The sequence below is a fragment of the Bradyrhizobium sp. LB14.3 genome (genome assembly GCF_040547985.1).
Lineage (GTDB): Bacteria > Pseudomonadota > Alphaproteobacteria > Rhizobiales > Xanthobacteraceae > Bradyrhizobium.
On record NZ_JBEPQT010000003.1, the window covers coordinates 403,826 to 423,008 of the forward strand.

The following is a 19,183-nucleotide window of genomic DNA, read 5'->3' on the forward strand; positions in this document are numbered from 1 at the left end:
GACCGTGCCGCGTTGCAGGTCGGCTTGCGAACGTACAAACGTTGCGCCTCCGCTTGGTTCCAAAGTCCGACGTTGACGGAGCGCTATCTCACGACATTGCCCGAAACGCCCGCGCCGAGATCTACCGCGATCTGATCCTCCTTGCCGTTGCACTTGGGGTGACCAAATCCCGACGGACTTTTGCCGTCAGGCCCGATGTCATAGATGATCGCGTCTTTCATGTTCGGGCTGACGCCGGCCGGCACGCGGTCAAGTCCGAGCAGGTGACGCACGCGCCAGGCGACGTTGTGATCGGCGCAGGAGCTGTCACCGCTGACGCCTAGCGCACCGGCGACGCCGTTGCCGTCGTAGAGTGCCAGCCCGCCTCCGAAGACGATCACGCCGCCGACAGGCCTGCCGACCATCGGATCGTGGGGCGTCCCGAATTCGTCCGGAGTGCCGGCGTACAGAACCTCCGGGGATGGAGGGTTGCTGAGAGCCGCGCCGAACAGGAATCCTCCAGGTTGCGCGCCCGCGTAGAGATTGGCCGTGGCCATCGCCTTGTCCTTCAGGCTGAACGCATTGGCAGTATTGGCCTTTTCGGCTGCGATCGCCCGGCTGCCAAGCCACTGATCATCGGCCTTGCGGCCGCTGTAGGCGACTGCGCAGACAACACCCTGTCGATTGACGACAGCTGCCCATTCGTTGTTGTCGAGGCCTCCGTTGCTCGGGCCGCCGCCCGGCTTGACGCTCTTCTTGAGGATATCTGCGAGCTTGTCATGGTCGACCGGGCACGACATGCCTGGCTGGGGTTGGTCCTGCGCGTTCAAAACTGCAGGCAACAAGAATGCCGCGGTAAAGATAGCCGTTGCCGCCATGACGGATCGTTTTTCCATGTGGCCTCCGTGGAGTGTCGCAATCGGCAGGCGAACGTTCGAGGAGAAGTGGCGGTTCCTATGCAGCGTCGCTCAGCCCGGATGTTGAACGAGCGGCAGGTGGGAGTGGCCATGGTTCGCAGTCAGCCACCGGTGAGCAAAGAACAACGCCGCTCCTGTGTAGAGTATGCCCATCGGCACCCACATGAGGATGCCGGCGAGCTGTTGGTCTTCCAGCGGCGAGAGGCCGAATTCGCCCGCGAGGGCGCCTTGGCCCGGGATCCAGAGCCGCGTCGACACAGTCAGCAAGGCCCCGAGCACGCCGGAATGCAGGATGGTGATGAACAGGCAGGCGACCGCGATGCCGTCGCGAATTCGGATGCTGCGGCCCTGGCCCCGACTGTGCAGCAGCACCCACCAGAACAAGAGCGCGGTCGCAAAAAAGCTGATGTGCTGGAGGCGATGGACCGCGGAATTCTCCAGTGCCCAGGCGTAGAGGGGTGGTGCATGCCAGATCCACAGCGCTGCGCCGTGGAGAATGGTCGCGCTCATGGGGTGGCTCACAAAACGCCACGGCCACGCCAGCACCGGCAGATTGAACATGCGACCCGCCGCCGGGCGAAGCCGGGCTGGCAGGCTCCACAGCAGCGGGCCATTGATCCGGGCGAACGCCATCAGCGGTGCCGCGACGACCATGAGCAGTTCGTGCTCGACCATATGCGCAGTGAACAGGCGCTCGCCGAGCCAGTGCAGGGGGGAGGTCACGGCAAGAGCTGCGACCAGCCATCCGGTCCAGAACGCCGCGACCTGGCGGAAGCTGACGCCGCGGCCACCTCCCGCATGGTGCCAGAGCCGCTGCGTTCCAACATAGAAGCCGATCCCCACCGCATAGAGCGGGGCCATCAGCCAAGGGTCGTAGCTCCACAGCGAGCCGGGATCGACATCCGATAGTCCGTGCGCATCGGCCCGACCCGCGAGCAGGGCAAGCAGCAGTGCTGCAAAGCTCAGCGCAGGCATGGGCTGATCATGAGCGACGCTGCGAGCTGGTTCGCAATCACCAGCGCGAACAGCACGCCGGAGCCGACGCCGAGCCAGGCCATGAACGTTCTGGGCCCGCCACCCCGCGCATCCGTCCATCCAGCCTCCGCGCTGCGCCGAACCGCACGGGCCGAAATCAGCGCGCCTGCAAGCGAGACGATAGCGAGAACCGCGCTCACAATCGCGCCGCTCGTCCTGGTCTTTTCGCAGGAGAAATGCGCGAGGACGTAGACGCCTTGCAAATTGATGGCCCACGCGATGGGCCCGAGCGCAACGCCGGCCCAGTAAAGCAACCTGGAATGTCCGTCAGCGTCGGTCATAGGCGCGGCACCCAATCGAGCAGGACGTAAAGCGGCAGCCAGGCGAGCACGACGAAATTCCAGTAGAACACGTTGTCGGTCACGTCGCTGAGGCGGCGCGGTTTCGCATGGCGCGTGAACATCAGCACGGCCAGCACGACCGTGTCGCCCACATCGGTGGCAAGGTGGGTCGTGTGCAGTCCCAGAATGAGCCACACGATCGAGCCGTAGGCGGAATTATCCCAACGGGTGTTGAGATGTGCGAATTCGAAGCCGCGCAGCACCAGAAGCGCGATGCCGATCGCGGCCATCACGATCAGGCAAATGCGGACCTTTGCGAGATCCTGCCGATGCGCCACACGGCTGGTATATTCGTTGGGTATGATGCTGAGCAGATAGATCACGGTCTCGGCCGTGCCCGGCCAGAGATCGGGCGGCGAGGCGCCGATCGGCCAAGTTGGGTTGACGGCGTAGAGGTAGAGATAGGCGCCGATGGCAATGGCAAAGCCCATGCCTTCGAGCGCCATGAAGCCCATGGCGCCCCACCACGGTCCGCTGCGTGGGCCGTAGCCGTAAGTCGGCAGTTCAGCGACATTGCGGACAATGGTCTGTCTCACTCCTCGTCCTCCTTGCTGCCGGCCGGCCAGAACCAGCCGATCAAGGTGACGGCCATCGGCGGCGTGCCCCAGAGCACCGCCCAGGGTGTAAAGATCGAGCCGATGAAGAACACCGTCGTCGCGATGGCGGCGAGCAGCGGCCAGATGCTCGGCTCGGGCGAAGCCTCGCGGATCTGCGGCTCCGCTTCTGCGAGCGAGGTCAACAGGATTTCGCGCCGCTCGGCACTCAGACCCGCGACCACGGGCAGGCTCTCGCTGTCGGCCCACAGCGGATCGCGGTGCTTGACCACCGGAATGCGGTCGAAATTCTGCGGCGGAGGCGGCGAGGAGGTCGCCCATTCCAGCGTCGAGGCATTCCAGGGGTTGTCGCCCGCGAGCTCACCCTTGCGCAGGCTGTAGATCACATTGACCAGAAGCAGCGCGAAGCTGATCGCGAAAATGAGGGCACCGCCGCTGGACAAGAGGTTCAAATGCGCCCAGTCCATGTCGGCCGTGTAGGTGTAGACCCGGCGCGGCATTCCGATCAGCCCGAGGATGTGCATCGGAAAGAACGCGACGTTGAAGCCGATGAAGGCCAGCCAGAAATTCCAGCGCCCGAGTCTTTCGCTCAGCATGCGGCCGGCGATCTTGGGAAACCAGTAGTAGACGGCGCCGACCAGCGGGAACACAGCGCCACCGATCAGAACATAGTGGAAGTGGGCTACGACGAAATAGGTGTCGTGCACCTGGGTGTCGATCGGGACCGAAGCGACCATCACGCCGGATAGCCCGCCGAGCACGAAGATCACCATGAATCCGATCACGAACAATAGCGGCGTCCGGTAAACCGGGCGTCCATCCCAGAGCGTCGCCAGCCAGCAGAAGATCTGCAGCCCGCTCGGCACCGCGATCAGCATGCTGGACGCCGTGAACAGGCCAGCGCCGAGTTGGGGCAGGCCCGTGACGAACATGTGGTGGACCCACAGGCCAAACGACAGGAAGCCGGTCGCGATCAAGGAGAGAATGACGATGGGATAGCCGATCACCGGCCGGCGCACGAACGTCGCGAGGATCGCCGAGACCATCCCCGTTCCCGGAATGAATATGATGTAGACTTCGGGGTGGCCGAAAAACCAGAACAGGTGCTGCCAGAGCAGGGGGTGGCCACCCGAGGAGGAATCATAGAAGCGGGTGTTGACCAGGCGATCCAGGATCAATGACGTGGACGCGACCATGATCGACGGCATCGCGAACATCACCAGAAAGCTTGTGACCAGCATGGCCCAGACGAACAGGGGAATGCGGTCCAGGGTCATGCCCGGCGCGCGGAGCTTGAACACAGTCACGACGATCTCGACGGCGACCGCGAGCGCCGCGACCTCGGTAAAGGTGATCATCTGCGCCCAGACATCGGCCCGCTTGGTCGGTGTGAACTGCAGGCTGGAGAGGGGAACGTACGAAAACCAGCCGACATCGGGGCCGGCGTTGAACAGGAAGGAGATCCACAGAAAGCAACCGCCGAACAGAAACATCCAATAGCTGAAGGCGTTCAGTCGCGGAAAGGCGATGTTCCGCGTACCGACCATCAGCGGCACCAGATAGACGGCGAACGCCTCCATGACCGGCACGGCGAACAGAAACATCATCGTCGAGCCGTGCATCGTGAAGATCTGATTGTACTTGTCCGCCGAGAGAAAAGTCTTCTCCGGCCCCGCAAGCTGAACGCGCATCAGGATCGCAAGAATGCCGCCGAGAAGCAGGAATGCGAATGCAGTCACGATGTAGCGACGTCCCACGACCTTGTGGTCGACCGACATGAGCGCGCCGACCAGTCCGGACGGCGTGCGCCACACTTTCTCCAGTTGCGTGGAAAGCTGAAGGCCATTCAGGACGTCGTCCCGCAACTCATTCGGTTCAGCGGCCATGCTCACTTGAGCTGCTCCAGATAATGAAGGATCGCGATGAGCTCGCCCGATTGCAGCGGCATCTTCGGCATGAGGTTGCCCGGCTTGACGTGCTGAGGATCGGCGATCCAGGCGCCGAGCGTCGCCGGGGTATTCGGCAGCGTTCCCGCCGTGATGGTCGTGCGGCTGCCGATATGCGTGAGATCCGGGCCGAGCTGCCCGCCGGCCAGTGTGCCGCTGATGTTGTGACACAAGGCACAGCCGCGGGCCCGGAAGAGAGCCTCGCCCTGCTTGCCGAGCTGATCCGCGGGGCTGTTCGCGCTCTGATTCTCACGATCGCGCCACCGGCCGAACTCGTCCGGCGGTAGCGCGATCACCGCGAAGGCCATGTGCGCGTGCTGAAGTCCGCAGAACTCGGCGCATTGTCCGCGATAGACGCCGGCGTTTTTCGCGGTGAATTGCAACTCGTTCTTTTGCCCGGTGATGAGGTCCATCTTCCCGGTCAGGCTCGGCACCCAGAAGCTGTGGATCACATCTGCGGATTCCAGCTCGACCTTCACTGGCTGGCCGGTCGGGATCCGGATCTCGTTCGCGGTTACGAAACTCCGATGCGGACTGTCATCCTCATAGCGAACCTCCCACCACCATTGGTGTCCGATGATCTTGAGCGTGAGGGCGTTCTCGCCCTTGGCGAAGACGATGCGCTGTCCGGCATAGCTGACGAAGGAGAGGCCGAGCACGATCACCGTGGTTGCAACGCCCAGCCCAATGATGACTCGGCCCGTGCGTTCTTCGAAGGCTTGATGGAGATCGAGCGGCTGATCGGCCAAGCGCTTCCGGCGCAACATTCCGAGGGCGAGCACGATTACGACTGCGATCCAGACGATCGCAGCGACCGCGAGAAAGATGAATAGCGTATGCAGGATCTGCTCGGATTGCAGCCCTTGCGGGTCGAGCGTCGACTGCCGGCCGGCACACGCAGCAAGCGGCCAAGTCGTGCACAGCACCAAGACAATTCGCACCCAGACTGGCATAGACGCTCGCGGTTCCCCTTCACAGGCGGGAACTGGCCGATCCTACAAAGGTTCCTATCTGCTGTTGGAGCGAGCCGCGCGCAGCCTTTGCAAGAGAGCTTAGAAGAAAGAAGATATGTCCAACGTTGCTCGTCAGACCGCGAATTTAGAATGGCCATCCCCTGGCGGCGATGAAGATAACCGCATCACCCGCGGCCATGAGCAGCAAGACGGCGAGGACGGCGATGACCGCTCCGGGCTGGACTAACACGCGCAGTTCGTCGAGCATGGGTCTATCCAGTTCCGAACGTCCTCAGCAGCAATGTCCCGGTGACCCGCAGGTTCCTGAACGTGCCAGAAGTCCACGCGTCCGCGCCGGAACGAAGGTTTGGGATCGCGCGTTTTTCCGACAGATGCGAGGGGGCGACGTGCCGCACTATCATTTTGACCTGGTGGATTCGAAAACCGTAGCTGACGAAGAGGGCGCCGACTTGCCGGATGACATCCAGGCTCTCGATGTCGCCGAGGAGATCGCCAAGCGGCTCCTGAAGGAGCGTCCCGAGCTTGAGGGCCGTCACTTCTCGATCCTCGTCACCAATCGGGACGGCGACGAGATCGGCCGGGTACCACTGGATGTCCTGCACTGAAGTTGCGACATGACATGACGTTCAAGCTTGGAGTGATCTCCGACACGCATGGACTACTGAGGCCGGAGGTGGAGCGCTGCCTCACGGGCGTGTCGCACATTATCCATGCGGGCGATATCGGCGCTCCCGATGTTGTGGAACACCTTCGCCGGATTGCGCCTGTTACAGCCATCAAAGGCAATGTCGACAAGGGCGAGTGGGCAAAATGCTACTCCGCAACTGAAACGGTGCGCCTTGCGGGGCGCTTCTTCTACATCTTGCACGATCTCAGGGAGCTGAAGGCAAACCCCGCCCAACGAGGAATCGACATTGTAGTTTCCGGCCACTCGCATCGGGTGAAAATCGACACAATCGGCGGAATACTGTTTCTAAATCCGGGGAGTGCCGGACCGAGGCGCTTCAAGCTGCCGATTACGCTGGCAACGCTCGATCTGGATAAGAGCGGCGAACTGCGGCCCATCGTTCACGAGCTCGGCAGGTGAAAACGTGGAGGTGCCACCTACCAGCTCCCGTCATCATCACCTTGGGCAACCCGGGCCGGATTCGTTCGTTGCTAAGGACAGACGTCAGTACAAGCGCGAGGAACGACCGTAGCCGCATCTCATTGGTCTGCATGATGGTCGTGAAGACCCGAAAAAGGAGCACGCAATGTCAAAAATGCCCCCCGTACCGGCAGAGCAGCGCAGCGACAAGGGACCCGGTTCAGATCCAAAGACCGAGACCAACGAAAAAATCCCCAGCCGCGAGAACTTCGACACCCAGGGACGTCAAGGCAACATCAAGCAGAACACCACAAACCAAGGCTACCAGCAGGATCGATGATGCCCCACAAGAACTCTGAAACCGAACGGTTCGGTGGACCCGGGTCCTCCCAGCAGGATCGCAAGCATCCTGAAAAGGGAGGGCGCGAACATGAAGCCCCGACGCCGGGGGCTCCCACAAATGACCGGAAATCGCACGTCTCAGGAGGCGGTGGTGAGCGCGATGAGCATCACACGCACGACGATCGTCACAGGAGCTGAGACATTGGCCCACAGGAACGTGCGACCCGTTCCAGAAGACGATGGAGAAAAATGATGCGCAAGATCAGTTCTGCCATGATGCTGGTCGCCCTGTTGGCCTGCGGCTCGACAGGCGCCGCTTGGGGGCAGGGTGGCGGAGGAGGCGGCGGCGGCAGTTCGGGCGGGGGCGGAAGCGCGAGCAGCACCAGTGGCGTCGGCGCCGGGGGCGCTTTGGGCGGGGGGACTTCGGCGACAACCAGCCAAACCGGCAGTTTGCCGTCTGACAGGGGGAACGCCGGCGACGCGTCCCGGGGCACAGCGGCCAGCGGGACAAATGCAGCAGGAACGGCTCAATCGAGCGGGGGCCCGCAAGGATCGACCACCGTCGGCCGACCCGGCAACCTCGCGGGCGGAACCAGCAGCGGACGGATCGATGGAACGGCGACACCAGGTCCGTCGATGCAAGGCGACGCGGAAATCCGGTCTGAAAATTCCCAGGGCTCCACCGTGGATCGAAAGATCAAAAGCATCTGCAAAGGATGCTGACCGGGATCAGGACGCCGGCTTCGCCGGCGTCCAATCAAAGTCTTCGTCGTTTTGACTTTCAGAATCCGGCGAGCACGGCTTGATCTTGAGCTCGTCCTCAAGAGCGGGCTGGCCTTCGCAATCTTCGACCAGCCCGGCTTCGTCGTCCCTTTTCAACGTTTCCTCTTTGGTCGGAAAGTGCGGCTTCGAGACCCCGGACCGCGAATGCTAACGACGCGGCATGGTGCCGTTGGACGGCGGAGTCGTCTCGTTGCGCATGCCGGGAGGACTGGAGGCACCTTGGCCGCCCCGCTCGACATGCGTAATGCCGCCACCGCCGCCGCCGGAGGCGGATCCGCCGGCTCCAGCACCGGCGCCCGCGCCGCCGGCTCCGCCGCCAGCGCCACCGCCGGCGCCGCCCGCGCCACCGGCACCTTGCGCGAACGCTGCGCCGACTGAAGTGCCTGCGAGCATCGCGGCCGTCAAGATCATCAAGATTGTCGTACGCATGCTGTTTCTCCTTGAGCTTTCAATGTCGAACCAATCATGAGCGGCATCGACCGTTCCTACCCACGCAAATTCATTCGGCGTTGCCGTCGTCATCGACGGCACACGCTGTCTCAACGCCGGTATTGCGAAGGCACGGCAACTTCATCGAACCGTTCAGCAAGGGCCTCGAGAGCGGCGCGCATCTCCGGACCTTGCATGGCCGCGCCGTGTCCGGTGATGACGATCTCGGCAGCAAGTGGCGCAAGAGCACGCAGCGACGTCTTCGCACTTTCCCAATCCGGGGTGGCCATCTGGTTGGTCAGGGTGCCGGCCACGATGATCACGTCGGATTGGCGTGGCGATGCTCGCGGCGCGAATCCGAAGCGTTCCGCGTCATAGCGCGGCATTGACATCTGCATCATCTCGACCGCGCAGCAGGCAAGCCCGAACTCCTCCGCTGTTGCCGAAGAAACCCTTGTCGGCAAGATTGTCGCGGATGCTCATGAAATAGGGATCGGAGGCGTTGGCCGGCTGTCCCTGAGCGCTGTGGCTAGTTGGGATGCGACCACACGCTGGGAAACCGCAGCTCGTCGGCGGCGTTCCTGCGGCGACGAACTGTATTTGTGTTCTGTTATCGCAGGTTAGCCTTAGGCGAAAGACCAGAGCCTGCACGGTTACCCAGATATCCGATAGGAACGATCCGCGAAAATTGCGGTTGGGCCGCAGCAAGGCCAATGAGAAGGAGAACAGGAAAATGGCTAACGTAGCACGCGATACATTCGTGGTCGGACTAAGCAATGCGCACGCGATGGAAGTGCAGGCAAGGGAGCTGATGGAACGTCAGTCGGAACGGCTGGATGAATATCCTGAGGTGAAGGCGAAAGTCGTCGCTCACCTTCAGGAGACCAACGAACAGCTCAAGCGGCTCGAGAGATGTCTGGAAGCTTGCGGCGAAAACTCCTCCAGCCTCAAGGATACGACCCAATCCGTGATGGCGAACATGCAGGCCATGGCGCACTCTGTCGCCGGCGACGAGATTCTCAAGAACACCTTCGCCAACAACGCGTTCGAGAATTTCGAGATCGCTGCCTACAAGTCTCTGCTCGCCCTCTGCGGCGCCGCCGGGGTGGCTGAAGCAAAGGATCTGCTCGAGACGTCCTTGCAGGAAGAGCAGCGCATGGCCGCCTGGATCGACTCAAACGTCGAGAAGGTGACGATGGAATATCTGGCGCATCAGCGTCAGGCGGCGTGACGCCATCCGGTCGCCGCTACAGGCAAGCCGCCGGTCCCGCTTGCCGCGAGACCGGCGGCTTGGCGGTTGCTGAACTCGGCTGTTTGTGCAGAGACCTGCAGGAACGATACACACCATTTTAGCTGGGCTGTGATGACGAAAATTATCTTCAGCGACTATCGCAATCCCGCCGCCGAGCAGGCTTACGAGATCGCGTGGGACTTTCTCGCCCGTGGCGGGGCTATCAGCGATGAATTCGAGACGTGCGTGTTCCTGGCGCAGCGTATCACCATGATGGTCGACGAAGGCCAGACCAACCGGATTCGGATGGCCAATCGCGCCATCTCCGAATACGAGCGCGACGTTGAGGACCTCGACAAGCCCATCCGTCGCGCGGCCAATTCGCGCTCGTGGATCACCCCTGATCGGCAATCGTCAACCGGCCGCGTGCATTGGTACGTCCGCTCCTGCGAGGTGCAGCGGCCGGAACAAGCGTCGGCGCTTCGCCGGCTATGCGCATGGCGAAATACGCGATGGTCGCCCGGAGACCATCCTTGAGCGCCACGCGCGGGCGCCACCCCAACACCTTCACGGCTGTGTCAATGACAGGCTTGCGCCGCTTCGGATCGTCTTTAGGCAGCTCCTCGAACCGAAGCGGGGAGCCTGATTCTGTATACGCCAGCACGTCGCGGGCAATCGCCTCGATTGTAACCTCGTGCGGATTACCCAAATTGCAGGGCCCGGTGACTGATGATGGACTCTCCATGAGCAGCTGGAGGCCGCGCACGAGATCGTCGACGAAGCAGAAGCTTCTGGTCTGCGTACCACCGCCATAGATCGTGATCGGCTCTCCGCGCAGTGCCTGCACGATGAAGTTGGAGACGACACGCCCGTCGTTCTCCAGCATTCGCGGGCCGTAGGTGTTGAAGATGCGCGCGATCTTGATCTCGACCCCGTACATGCGATGGTAATCGAACATCAGCGTTTCCGCGGCCCGCTTGCCTTCGTCGTAGCAGGCTCGGGGTCCGATCGCGTTGACGTTGCCGAGATAGGATTCCGGCTGGGGATGCACCTCGGGATCGCCGTAGACCTCGCTTGTCGATGCCTGCAGCACTCGGGCGCCCTTCCGACGCGCGAGCTCCAGCATGTTGATGGTGCCAAGCACGCAGGTCTTCATCGTGCCGACCGGATCTTTCTGGTAATGACGGGGCGACGCCGGGCAGGCGAGGCTGTAGATCCCGTCGATATCGCCCTCGATCTCGACGGGATCGCGTACGTCATGTTCGATGAAGCGAAAATTCGGATGATTGAGCAGCGGCCGGATATTGCCGATCGTTCCCGTGAACAAATTGTCGAGGCAGATTACCGTGTGGCCGCGTTGCAAAAGCGCGTCGCAGAGGTGGGATCCGATGAAGCCGGCGCCGCCGGCGATCAGCACAGTCGGTGAGCGGCGGGACGCCTGGATGCGGGTCTGAAGTGTCATGGCGCTGCCTTTCAGAGTTCTGCGACCTGAAAGGGACGCGATACGGGACGCCGCGCTGTTCTGCGGCACCGCCGATCGGACGCCTCGGCGTAGTACGTCTCGAGCTGCCGGGCGCGGTGGTCGGAGGTGTGATCGGCGATGACCCGCCGCCGCGCGTTGTCTGCGATCGAGCGCCGGTGGTCCTCCGGCATGTCGCGCAGGATTTCAACAACGTCGCGTGGATTCGACGCGAGCAGGATTTCCCGCGAGGGTTCAAAGACAGTTTCGATTCCAGGCCACCGGTCCGAGATGACGGGCGTGCCGCACGCCGCGGCTTCGAACAGCCTGACACTCGGCGAAAAGCCGAGTGCGCGCATGTCGGCGCGGGTGGCGTTTAGCGTGAAACGCTGCTCCGCGTAGAATGTCGGATGATGCTTGGGTGTGAGATGCTCGATGCGGGCCACATTGGCTGGCCACACCACATCCTCGGGATATTGCGCGCCGGCCACCACGAACTGCTCGGATGACAGAGTGCGAGCGGGGGAGAGCAGCAACTGCTTCAGAACCGGTTGCCGGTCCTCGCTGTAGGTTCCGAGATAGCCCAGTGCCCATTTCTTCTCCGCGCGTTGCGGCGCGTAGATATCGGTGTCCGCACTGCAATACAGAACCCGCGCCAGCGGACTGCCATAGCTCTCCTCGATCATGTCGGGTACTGGGCCGCCGGCAAAGGACAGATAAAGGTCGAAACGCGGGATCATCGCCGCGGAAAGATAGTCCAGGCCCTGATCGAGCTTCGCAAGCGTGACCGGCGTGTCGATGTCGTAGAAGGCGGTAAGCCCTCCGGTGTGGGTCGTGACCCATTCGGAGATCGCGATCCCATCGGGCACATAGGAGCCGATGACCACCAGATCAGCGTCTCGGATCATCTTGCCGAAACGCAGCGGGATGTCCTTCAAGGATTGATAAAGCTCGACGGTCCACGCAGAAGGCTTGGTAAGATCGCGATGCTCACGATACCAGGGGACGTCGCGTTCCAGAAACGTGACGTGGTGACCTCGTCGTGCCAGGGCTTCGATCAGGGCGCGGTAGGTCGTGGCATGGCCGTTGCCCCAGGACGAAGTGACCGAAAGACCAATGACGACGATGGTGAGGTTCATTCTGCTGCCTCGATTCGCGAATTGCTTGCGGCAAAGAGATCGTTGAACTGGCGCGCGCGCTGCCGGTAGGTGTGGTGGCTCAGAATGCGCGCACGAGCGCGTCCTGCGATCGCCTGAGCCCGATCGGGGCGCAGTGCGGCAAGATGCTCTGCGACCTCCGCTCCGCTTGCGGCCACCAGGACCTCGCGATCCGGCTCGAGAAAATGATCGATGCCGTCCCACTGGTCGGTGATGAGGCAGGCTCCGGCGCCGATGGCTTCGAACACGCGTGTCGGCGGCGAGAAGCCGTAACGTGCCATGCTGTCGCGATTGACGTTCAGCGTAGCCAGACCGGAGCCGAAGAACGCGTTGTGGTCGCCGGTCCCGACATGTCCGACCTGCTGTAGATTGGCCGGCGTTTCCTTGGTCTCCCAGCCGGAGCCGCCGAGGACAAATCTCTTGTTGGGCAGTTGGCGCGCAACGTCGAGGAAGAACCTCTCGACGCGCTGCTCGCGATCGGGAAGGCGGTTTGCCAAAAGGCTGAGATCGCAGGTGAAACGTGGATTTGGAAGTGCCGGAAAGTGCGTGGCCGGGTCGAGCGCATTGTAGATCGGCACGCAGCCCCGCGCGCCCATGGAGCGATAAGCGGACACGACTGCATCGCCGCCGCCATAAGTCAAAACCATGTCGTAGGACCGGATCGCGCGGCGCAGATGATGTTCCGGATCGTCCGCCATCGTCTCCAGCGTGGCGGGTGCGTCGACGTCCCAATAGATGCGCGTCGCATTCGACGGAATGTCGGTGAGGGCGTTCTCCAGCTCCTGATCGAAAACGCCAACCCCGCTGGCCTTGATCAGCATGTCAGCCGAGCGGGCAGCTCCCTCGATCGAGCTTCGCCAGCCGTCCGGCGTCGCGGCGTAGACGACCACCCTCGCCCAGTGCGGGTCGTCGATGTCGCGGTGGGCCTGGCGCTCGAAAGCGTCGGGCTCGAAGAACGTGATGTCGTGGCCGAGCGCCGCAATCTCCTTCAGCATGCCGCGATAATAGGTGGCGGCACCGTTCCAGTAGGATGAGACGAGGCTGGATCCGAAGAAGCAGATCTTCATGCGGAGGCTCCGATGTATCGTGAGGGCTGTGACGAGCGGCCTGAGGCCCGGAGATCCTGCACGATGCTGACAAGCTGCTCCGCGCGGTGACGGCAGGTGTGACGCTCCTTGATCGTCCGCAGGCCGGCCTCCACTGTGGCGGTCCATAACTCGTGGTCGCCGAGGAGCGCACGAAGCGCGCGCTTCATTTCGGTACCGTCGGCGGCGCCGAGATAGGCGCCTTCCGGGAACAGGCCTTCCGCGTCTGACCAGGGGGCCGAGACCAGTGGAATGCCGCACGCCATCGCCTCGAAGACGCGAATGGTCGGAATGCCCGGAAGCAAGCGGACGTAGGGGCCGCGCGGCACATGGACAGTGGCGCGTGCGCCGGCGAAAGCGATGGGAGCCCAGTGCGCGGGCAGCCACCCGCCATGCCGGATACCTGCCGCCCGAATGGTGTCGAGCGCCGCGTCCGAATAGCGGACGCCATAGACCTCCGCGCGCAGCTTCAGTTCGGCCACCGGTTCGACCAGAAATTCGTTGAGCTCGGCGCTGCGTTCGCCGTCGCCCCAATTGCCGATCCAGACGACATCATCGGTGCGCTCGACATGCGGCAGCGGATGATACAGGGCGATGTCCGCGGCCTCGTGCCAGGTGAAGGCCCGGTCGGCCCAGCCGAGCTTCAGATAGATCTGACGAAGCACCTCGCCGAAGGCGAGCACACCGTCGAACCCGTCGAGGTCGAATTGCGCAAGCTCGTCAGGTGCGCTGACGGCGCGGTGATGGGTGTCGTGGAACAGCAGCGTGAAGGGAGCGCCATGCGCCCGCCTGTGGCCGATGTCTGCGATCAGATCCGGCGAATTCCATTCGTGGACGACGACGAGATCGGCGCCGTGGAGCGCCTCATCCAGATCGAGGCAGGCGTCATAGCGGCGGATGCCGATGCCGGGAAACAGCACCGGAATGTCCTCCATGGTCTGACTGCCACCCTCGCGGATCGCGTTCAATCGGCTCCAGCCGTCGACCGGCTCGAACACGACGACCTCATGACCGAGCGCATGAAGTTCGCGGGCATAGCCGCGCAGGAAGTGGGCGTTGCCGTTGTTCCAGCAGGAGGTGAAGGCGTGGTAGAACAGGACGCATTTCATGCACGCACCTCGATCTGGCTGACCGGCGCGGTCTCGCGATGGGAAGCGAGCAGGTCCTCGTAAAGCCTGAGATAGGCACTCGTCGTCCGGGTCAGGGAATAGGTGAGGGAATGCTCAAAAGCTGCCCGTTGCAGCCGCATCCGCTCGCGATCGTCGGCGCACAGACCTGCAAGCGTTCGATGCAGCGCCTTGCCGTCGGTGGGATCGACGAACAGCGCGGCTCCGGTCCACAATTCCCGGAACGTTGGGATGTCGGACAGGACGAGCGCGCATCCCGCCGCCGCGGCTTCCAGGACCGCGAGCCCAAACGGTTCATAGAAGGCGGGACTTGCGAAGATCGCCGCGTGCTCCATCCGCGCGCGCATGGCGTCGTACGGCAATTGCCCAAGCCAGGTGATACAATGCGATGGGCTGACGGTCGCCGCACCCGCCACCTGGACCGGCCAATCCAGCCCCGGCGCCGCGGCGGCAAGAACCTCGATGTTCTTGGCGCGGTCCCACAGCCGCCCGGCTGCAAGGATCAGCTCCTGCTTACGTCCGAGGGCGCCTCGGGGTGTGATCCCATTCCAGATCACGGCGCCCGGCGATTGAGGATGGTAAATCTGCGCGATCACGTCGTGAAAGGACTGGGTTGGGCATACCCAGGCCTGCGCCTTGTCGAGGGCTGCCGCGACGCGTTCGGCGTAGCTGCGCCATCTCGGCTCGCCCAGCCAAGCCGTATCACGGCAGGCCAGCGCCCAGGAGCCGACGCAGGAATGCGCGACGAGTACCACCGGCGCGTGCCAGTCGAAGGTTGCTTCGCGAAAGCTGTTGAGGTGAATAACGTCCGGCCTGAATTGTGCTTCGAGCTTCGTGAGGATGCGCCGCGCTCGGGCGAGGTCCTGCCCTTCCGGATCCTGCCATTCCAGCGCGAGGTCCGTTTCGATCAGGCGCACTCGGGAACCGCGCAGCATCTCGCGCTGCTCGGCTCGTGCGCGCCGACCCATGGTCACGAGGCCGACATCGGCCCCCGACGCCGCAAGCTGCGATGCGAGAGCGCAGGAATAGGTCCAGACACCCCCGACCGTGTCGGTCGTCATCAGGATCCTGATGTCCGAGCTACGGCTCATGATGCCACCTGCAGTTCGAGAGCCTCGAGCGGAACCGGGCGATCGTTCTGCACGTCGCTGAACTGGTCGAACATCGCGAGATAGTGCCGGTGCGCGCGCTCCCAGGCGAAATCGTCGGGCTCGCCCCACAGCTTTTGATAATCCGGCGAGCCCGGATAGGGATAGAGCGGGACCGGATCGTTGGCCCAGATGCCGGCATCCTGCATCGTGTGGCGCCAGCGCTGCACGATGGGATCATCGTCCTCGGGGACTTCGATCAGGTTGGCCTGCACGAAAGGAACGTGACGGCGCGCTTCGACCAGACGTTCGGCAAGCTGGTCTGTCGTCATCTTGCAGTTCTTGGCAAGCGCAGCACGGCCCCCGACGGTCAGGCTCTCGATCCCCGCCTCTATCGAGACGCAGCCGGCCCCACCGAGCAGAGCCAGCATGTCCGGCTTCCAGAGATCGATGCGGGTCTGCACACCGAACTTCAGCCCGCGTGTGGCCAGCCCTTCCAGCAGTTCCGCGTTCGGAAGAAATATCTCGTCGATGAAGTAGACATATTCGATGCCCTGATGGCGCAGGCCGTCGATCTCTTCGAGAACGACGGAGGGGGGCCGTTTGCGGTAAGCGTTGCGGAAATTCTCCTTGGCGCAGAACGTGCAGTTGTACGGACAACCCCTGGAAGACTCGACCTCGGCGCCTGGCGCCTGCGGTTCGGCTTCGAAGCGGTGATGGTGATGGTGATGCCGCCGGATCATCTCCTCCGGCCAATCAAGCGGCGGTTGATCCCTGAACGCGACGGCCTGCGGGCCGCCATTGACGCGGAGCGATGCGCCATCGGCGAAGCACAAGCCGGGAAAGTCCCGCTCGCCATTGGCAAGACGCAGCAAGGATGCCTCGCACTCGCCCATTACGACGACGTCGGTGCCGAGCTTTCGAAGCGCCGCTTTTGGCACGGTCGAGCCATGGGGGCCCACTGCCACGAGGATCGGAGCCAGGTCGCGCATCGCAATTGCAAGCTCCTGCGGGACGCGGAGCTCGGGAGGGGCGCAGCGCCAGAACAGATAAGTCGGTGCCGTCGTGATGACGATCTGGTCGGGGCCGAACGCGCGCAGCTCGGCTTCGATATCGGCGAGCGAGAGGTCGAACATGTGGGCATCGAGCAGCAGCGTCTTGTGCCCGGCCGCCTTCAGGTAGTGCTCGGAGATCCCGAGTTCGAGCGGAAGGTGAGGAGATCGGCAGCCGAAATAGATGCTGCCGCCAAAATCCCAGTTTGGGTTGATGAGGGCAACACGCGTCATGCCAGCGCCTCGCGGTTGCCCTGTGCCGATCCGAAGCGGCCATCCAGCCAGGTGTGAATGGATCGGAGGCCGTCTGCGAGAGATGTCTGAGGCGCCCAGCCGAGCGCGCTGGAGAGGGCGCGCGTGTCGGTCACGTACCAGGGCTGATCGCCGGGCCTCCAATCGGCAAAGCGATATGCCACCTTGCGGCCGGTCAGATCGGTGATGCGGTCGATCAATTCCAGCAGACTGATCGCATTGGCCGGGCCGCCGCCGAGATTGAACACGCGTCCACGGGCGAGCGCGATGCGATCGAGCACGGCGAGCCAGGCCGAGGCCGCGTCCGACACATGAAGCGCATCGCGGACCTGATGGCCGTCGCCATAGATCGTCAGCTCTTTGCTGCGGATGGCGCTCAGCAGGAAATGCGCGATCCAGCCCTGATCTTCGGTGCCGAATTGCCGGGGCCCATAGATGCAGCTCATGCGCATCACCACAGTCTGGAGGCCGTAGACCCGCGCATAGTCGTGAACGTATTGATCCGCCGTTCCCTTGGAGCATCCATAGGGGCTGTAGAAGTCGAGCGGTGCATTTTCCGAGATGCCGCCGGTCAGCAGACCGCTTGTCGGCGTGTAGCGGCGGCCGGTGAGCGCGATGTCGCCGTCGTCGATCAGGCGTCCGTAGACCTTGTTGGTCGAGGCGAACACGACCGGCGCGGCGCTGTTGTGGAGCCGCACGGCTTCGAGCACATTCAATGTGCCCCGCGCGTTGATCTCGAAATCGGAAGCCGGATCGCTCACGCTGTCGGTGACCGCGACCTGAGCGGCCAAGTGCAGCACGGCGCGGGCTTCACGTACTGCGTCGATCACCGGGATCGGTTCGCGGATGTCGGCCACGGTAATTGTGACCCGGTCGCCATGCCGGGACTTCAGCCATTGCGCGTTCTCACGCACGCCGGCGCGGGCGAGATTGTCCAGTATCAGCACGGGATCGCCGCGTTCCGCGAGCCGGTCGGCGAGGTTGCAGCCGATAAATCCGCAGCCGCCGGTGATCAGGACGGGTCTGTTATCTCGTTCACTCATCACGCGACCAATCCTCGTTGCTGCAGCTCCTTGGTGGCTCGCTCCGCCTGATCGTCAGCGATTTGGTCGGCGAGATACTCCGCGAGCTCCCGGAGACCGTCCTTGAAGGCGACGTGCGGCTCGAAGCCGAGCAGGTCGCGCGATTTTCCGATGTCGGCGAAGCAGTGCCGGATATCGCCGGCACGATATTTCCGCGTTAACTCGGGCTCGATGTTGCCGCGTCCCATGACATCGGCGAGATCCTGCGCGACGGAGAGAATGGTGCGGCACTGCCCCGAGCCGACGTTGAAGACCTCCTGGGTGCGATCGGCTTCGAGCGCCATGCGGCAGGCGCGGGCGACGTCATGTACATGGACGAAGTCGCGCCGCTGCAGACCATCCTCGAAGACGAGGGGGGGCCGGCCGTTGAGCAGCCGCGCGGCAAAGATGGCGAGCACGCCGGTATAGGGATTGGACAGCGCCTGGCGCGGACCGAACGCATTGAAGAAGCGTAGCGCCACCGTCGGAATGCCATAGGCCTTGCCGGTGATCAGGCACATGCGTTCCTGGGCATATTTGTTGAGTGCGTAGATCGAACTCAGCGAGGGCTGCTTTGTCTCCGGGGTGGCAACGGGATCAAGCGGGCGCCCGGTGATATCGCGCAGCTCCCAATCGCCGCGGCGAAGCTGCTCGATCGGCCGTTCGTCGCATGCGATGACGCTCTGATCGGCGCTCCGGTAAAGGCCCTCGCCATAAATGCTCATGGACGAGGCCACCACCAGCCGCTCGACCGGACGCTTGGACAGCGCCTGTAACAGCACGGCAGTGCCGAGCTCGTTGGTCCTGACATAGGGTTCGATGTCGTACATGCTCTGGCCGACGCCTACCGCGGATGCGAGATGCAGGACCATGTCGGTGCCGCGCAACGCGTGCTCGACTGCGGGAGCGTCGGTGACGTCGCCGACGACGAGCTCCGCCTCTTCGGCAAGATAGGCGGGACGCTGGCGGTTGCCTCCGTGGACCTGCGGCGAGAGATTGTCGAGCAGGCGGACTTCATAGCCGGCCGCCAGCAGCACGTCGGCCGCATGCGATCCGATGAATCCGGCGCCTCCAGTGATCAATACTCGCGTCATTCACCGCTCCGTGCCGCCGTGAGACCGATCCTGCGGGATCAATCCGTGATGAGAATGAAAGCGCGCGCTGCTGTTCTGGTCGGGGCGACCGGCGCGCCAGTCACATTTGGAAGTAGAAGCGGTGCAAGGAATGTTCGTTCCTGCGAAACCTACAAACAAACATTTCTCTAACCTGGATCAATAACCCAAG

The 19,183-nt window shown here is 63.1% G+C and carries 21 protein-coding genes and 1 pseudogene; 4 read left to right on the plus strand and 18 right to left on the minus strand.

Annotated elements, in window-relative coordinates:
- Window positions 1-83: 83 nt before the first annotated feature.
- The 7 genes from ABIB00_RS09235 to ABIB00_RS09265 all read right to left on the minus strand — a co-directional run bounded on the left by ABIB00_RS09235 (window position 84) and on the right by ABIB00_RS09265 (window position 5,993).
- A complete protein-coding gene (locus ABIB00_RS09235) occupies window positions 84-875 on the minus strand; it encodes a GlcG/HbpS family heme-binding protein (protein WP_354104106.1) in 792 nt (263 codons plus the stop codon).
- A 72-nt stretch (window positions 876-947) separates the two neighbouring features.
- The gene (locus ABIB00_RS09240) at window positions 948-1,871 is read right to left on the minus strand and encodes a cytochrome c oxidase assembly protein (protein ID WP_354104107.1); all 924 of its coding nucleotides are present in this window, start codon (window positions 1,869-1,871) and stop codon (window positions 948-950) included.
- Window positions 1,859-2,212, minus strand: a complete 354-nt coding sequence (locus ABIB00_RS09245; RefSeq protein ID WP_354104108.1) for a hypothetical protein — start codon at window positions 2,210-2,212, stop codon at window positions 1,859-1,861. Before ABIB00_RS09245 ends, ABIB00_RS09240 begins: the two co-directional genes overlap by 13 nt.
- A complete protein-coding gene (locus tag ABIB00_RS09250) occupies window positions 2,209-2,808 on the minus strand; it encodes a cytochrome c oxidase subunit 3 (RefSeq protein WP_354104109.1) in 600 nt (199 codons plus the stop codon). The genes ABIB00_RS09245 and ABIB00_RS09250 overlap by 4 nt, the downstream gene beginning before the upstream one ends.
- Window positions 2,805-4,712: a cytochrome c oxidase subunit I gene (gene ctaD, locus ABIB00_RS09255; protein ID WP_354104110.1), complete on the minus strand. Its 1,908-nt coding sequence runs from the start codon at window positions 4,710-4,712 to the stop codon at window positions 2,805-2,807. The genes ABIB00_RS09250 and ctaD overlap by 4 nt, the downstream gene beginning before the upstream one ends.
- A 2-nt stretch (window positions 4,713-4,714) precedes the next feature.
- A complete protein-coding gene (gene coxB / locus ABIB00_RS09260; protein ID WP_354104111.1) occupies window positions 4,715-5,698 on the minus strand; it encodes a cytochrome c oxidase subunit II in 984 nt (327 codons plus the stop codon).
- 172 nt (window positions 5,699-5,870) lie between these two features.
- The gene (locus ABIB00_RS09265; protein ID WP_247443400.1) at window positions 5,871-5,993 is read right to left on the minus strand and encodes a DUF3556 domain-containing protein; all 123 of its coding nucleotides are present in this window, start codon (window positions 5,991-5,993) and stop codon (window positions 5,871-5,873) included.
- A 139-nt stretch (window positions 5,994-6,132) separates the two neighbouring features.
- On the opposite strand from ABIB00_RS09265, the gene ABIB00_RS09270 reads away from it, so the two are divergent.
- The 3 genes from ABIB00_RS09270 (at window position 6,133) to ABIB00_RS09280 (ending at window position 7,173) form a co-directional block, all read left to right on the plus strand.
- A complete protein-coding gene (locus ABIB00_RS09270; RefSeq protein WP_247443401.1) occupies window positions 6,133-6,351 on the plus strand; it encodes a DUF6894 family protein in 219 nt (72 codons plus the stop codon).
- A gap of 14 nt (window positions 6,352-6,365) precedes the next feature.
- Window positions 6,366-6,833, plus strand: coding sequence for a metallophosphoesterase family protein (locus tag ABIB00_RS09275; protein ID WP_354104112.1), 468 nt, complete (start codon window positions 6,366-6,368; stop codon window positions 6,831-6,833).
- 166 nt (window positions 6,834-6,999) lie between these two features.
- Window positions 7,000-7,173 carry a hypothetical protein gene (locus ABIB00_RS09280; RefSeq protein ID WP_247353275.1) on the plus strand — a complete coding sequence of 58 codons (174 nt, stop codon included), beginning with the start codon at window positions 7,000-7,002 and terminating at the stop codon, window positions 7,171-7,173.
- A gap of 731 nt (window positions 7,174-7,904) precedes the next feature.
- Here ABIB00_RS09280 and ABIB00_RS09290 read toward each other — a convergent pair.
- From ABIB00_RS09290 to ABIB00_RS09300, 3 genes and pseudogenes are all read right to left on the minus strand, one after another.
- Window positions 7,905-8,054, minus strand: coding sequence for a hypothetical protein (locus ABIB00_RS09290; protein WP_354104113.1), 150 nt, complete (start codon window positions 8,052-8,054; stop codon window positions 7,905-7,907).
- 51 nt (window positions 8,055-8,105) lie between these two features.
- Window positions 8,106-8,387: a hypothetical protein gene (locus ABIB00_RS09295; RefSeq protein WP_354104114.1), complete on the minus strand. Its 282-nt coding sequence runs from the start codon at window positions 8,385-8,387 to the stop codon at window positions 8,106-8,108.
- Window positions 8,388-8,497: 110 nt separating this feature from the next.
- Window positions 8,498-8,927 (minus strand): annotated as a pseudogene (locus ABIB00_RS09300) (NADH-quinone oxidoreductase subunit B family protein).
- A gap of 193 nt (window positions 8,928-9,120) precedes the next feature.
- Between ABIB00_RS09300 and ABIB00_RS09305 the strand changes: the two are divergent.
- Entirely contained in the window at window positions 9,121-9,618 is a 498-nt protein-coding gene (locus ABIB00_RS09305; RefSeq protein ID WP_354104202.1) for a ferritin-like domain-containing protein, read from the plus strand.
- 394 nt (window positions 9,619-10,012) lie between these two features.
- Here the strand turns inward: ABIB00_RS09305 and ABIB00_RS09315 are convergent, their stop codons facing one another.
- Genes ABIB00_RS09315 through ABIB00_RS09350 form a run of 8 tightly spaced genes read right to left on the minus strand, consistent with a single transcriptional unit; the run spans window position 10,013 to window position 18,993 of the window.
- A complete protein-coding gene (locus ABIB00_RS09315; protein WP_354104115.1) occupies window positions 10,013-11,080 on the minus strand; it encodes a UDP-glucuronic acid decarboxylase family protein in 1,068 nt (355 codons plus the stop codon).
- An 11-nt stretch (window positions 11,081-11,091) separates the two neighbouring features.
- Entirely contained in the window at window positions 11,092-12,216 is a 1,125-nt protein-coding gene (locus ABIB00_RS09320) for a CgeB family protein (protein WP_354104116.1), read from the minus strand.
- Window positions 12,213-13,301, minus strand: coding sequence for a CgeB family protein (locus ABIB00_RS09325; protein ID WP_354104117.1), 1,089 nt, complete (start codon window positions 13,299-13,301; stop codon window positions 12,213-12,215). Before ABIB00_RS09325 ends, ABIB00_RS09320 begins: the two co-directional genes overlap by 4 nt.
- On the minus strand, window positions 13,298-14,428 hold the full coding sequence (locus tag ABIB00_RS09330) for a CgeB family protein (RefSeq protein ID WP_354104118.1): 1,131 nt from the start codon (window positions 14,426-14,428) through the stop codon (window positions 13,298-13,300). Before ABIB00_RS09330 ends, ABIB00_RS09325 begins: the two co-directional genes overlap by 4 nt.
- Window positions 14,425-15,537: a glycosyltransferase family 4 protein gene (locus ABIB00_RS09335; RefSeq protein WP_354104119.1), complete on the minus strand. Its 1,113-nt coding sequence runs from the start codon at window positions 15,535-15,537 to the stop codon at window positions 14,425-14,427. The genes ABIB00_RS09330 and ABIB00_RS09335 overlap by 4 nt, the downstream gene beginning before the upstream one ends.
- Window positions 15,534-16,820 (minus strand): TIGR04295 family B12-binding domain-containing radical SAM protein, encoded by a 1,287-nt coding sequence (locus ABIB00_RS09340; protein WP_354104120.1) that lies wholly within the window; start codon window positions 16,818-16,820, stop codon window positions 15,534-15,536. Before ABIB00_RS09340 ends, ABIB00_RS09335 begins: the two co-directional genes overlap by 4 nt.
- Window positions 16,817-17,881 carry an NAD-dependent epimerase/dehydratase family protein gene (locus ABIB00_RS09345; protein WP_354104121.1) on the minus strand — a complete coding sequence of 355 codons (1,065 nt, stop codon included), beginning with the start codon at window positions 17,879-17,881 and terminating at the stop codon, window positions 16,817-16,819. The genes ABIB00_RS09340 and ABIB00_RS09345 overlap by 4 nt, the downstream gene beginning before the upstream one ends.
- Entirely contained in the window at window positions 17,881-18,993 is a 1,113-nt protein-coding gene (locus ABIB00_RS09350; protein WP_354050910.1) for an NAD-dependent epimerase/dehydratase family protein, read from the minus strand. Before ABIB00_RS09350 ends, ABIB00_RS09345 begins: the two co-directional genes overlap by 1 nt.
- Window positions 18,994-19,183 lie beyond the last annotated feature (190 nt).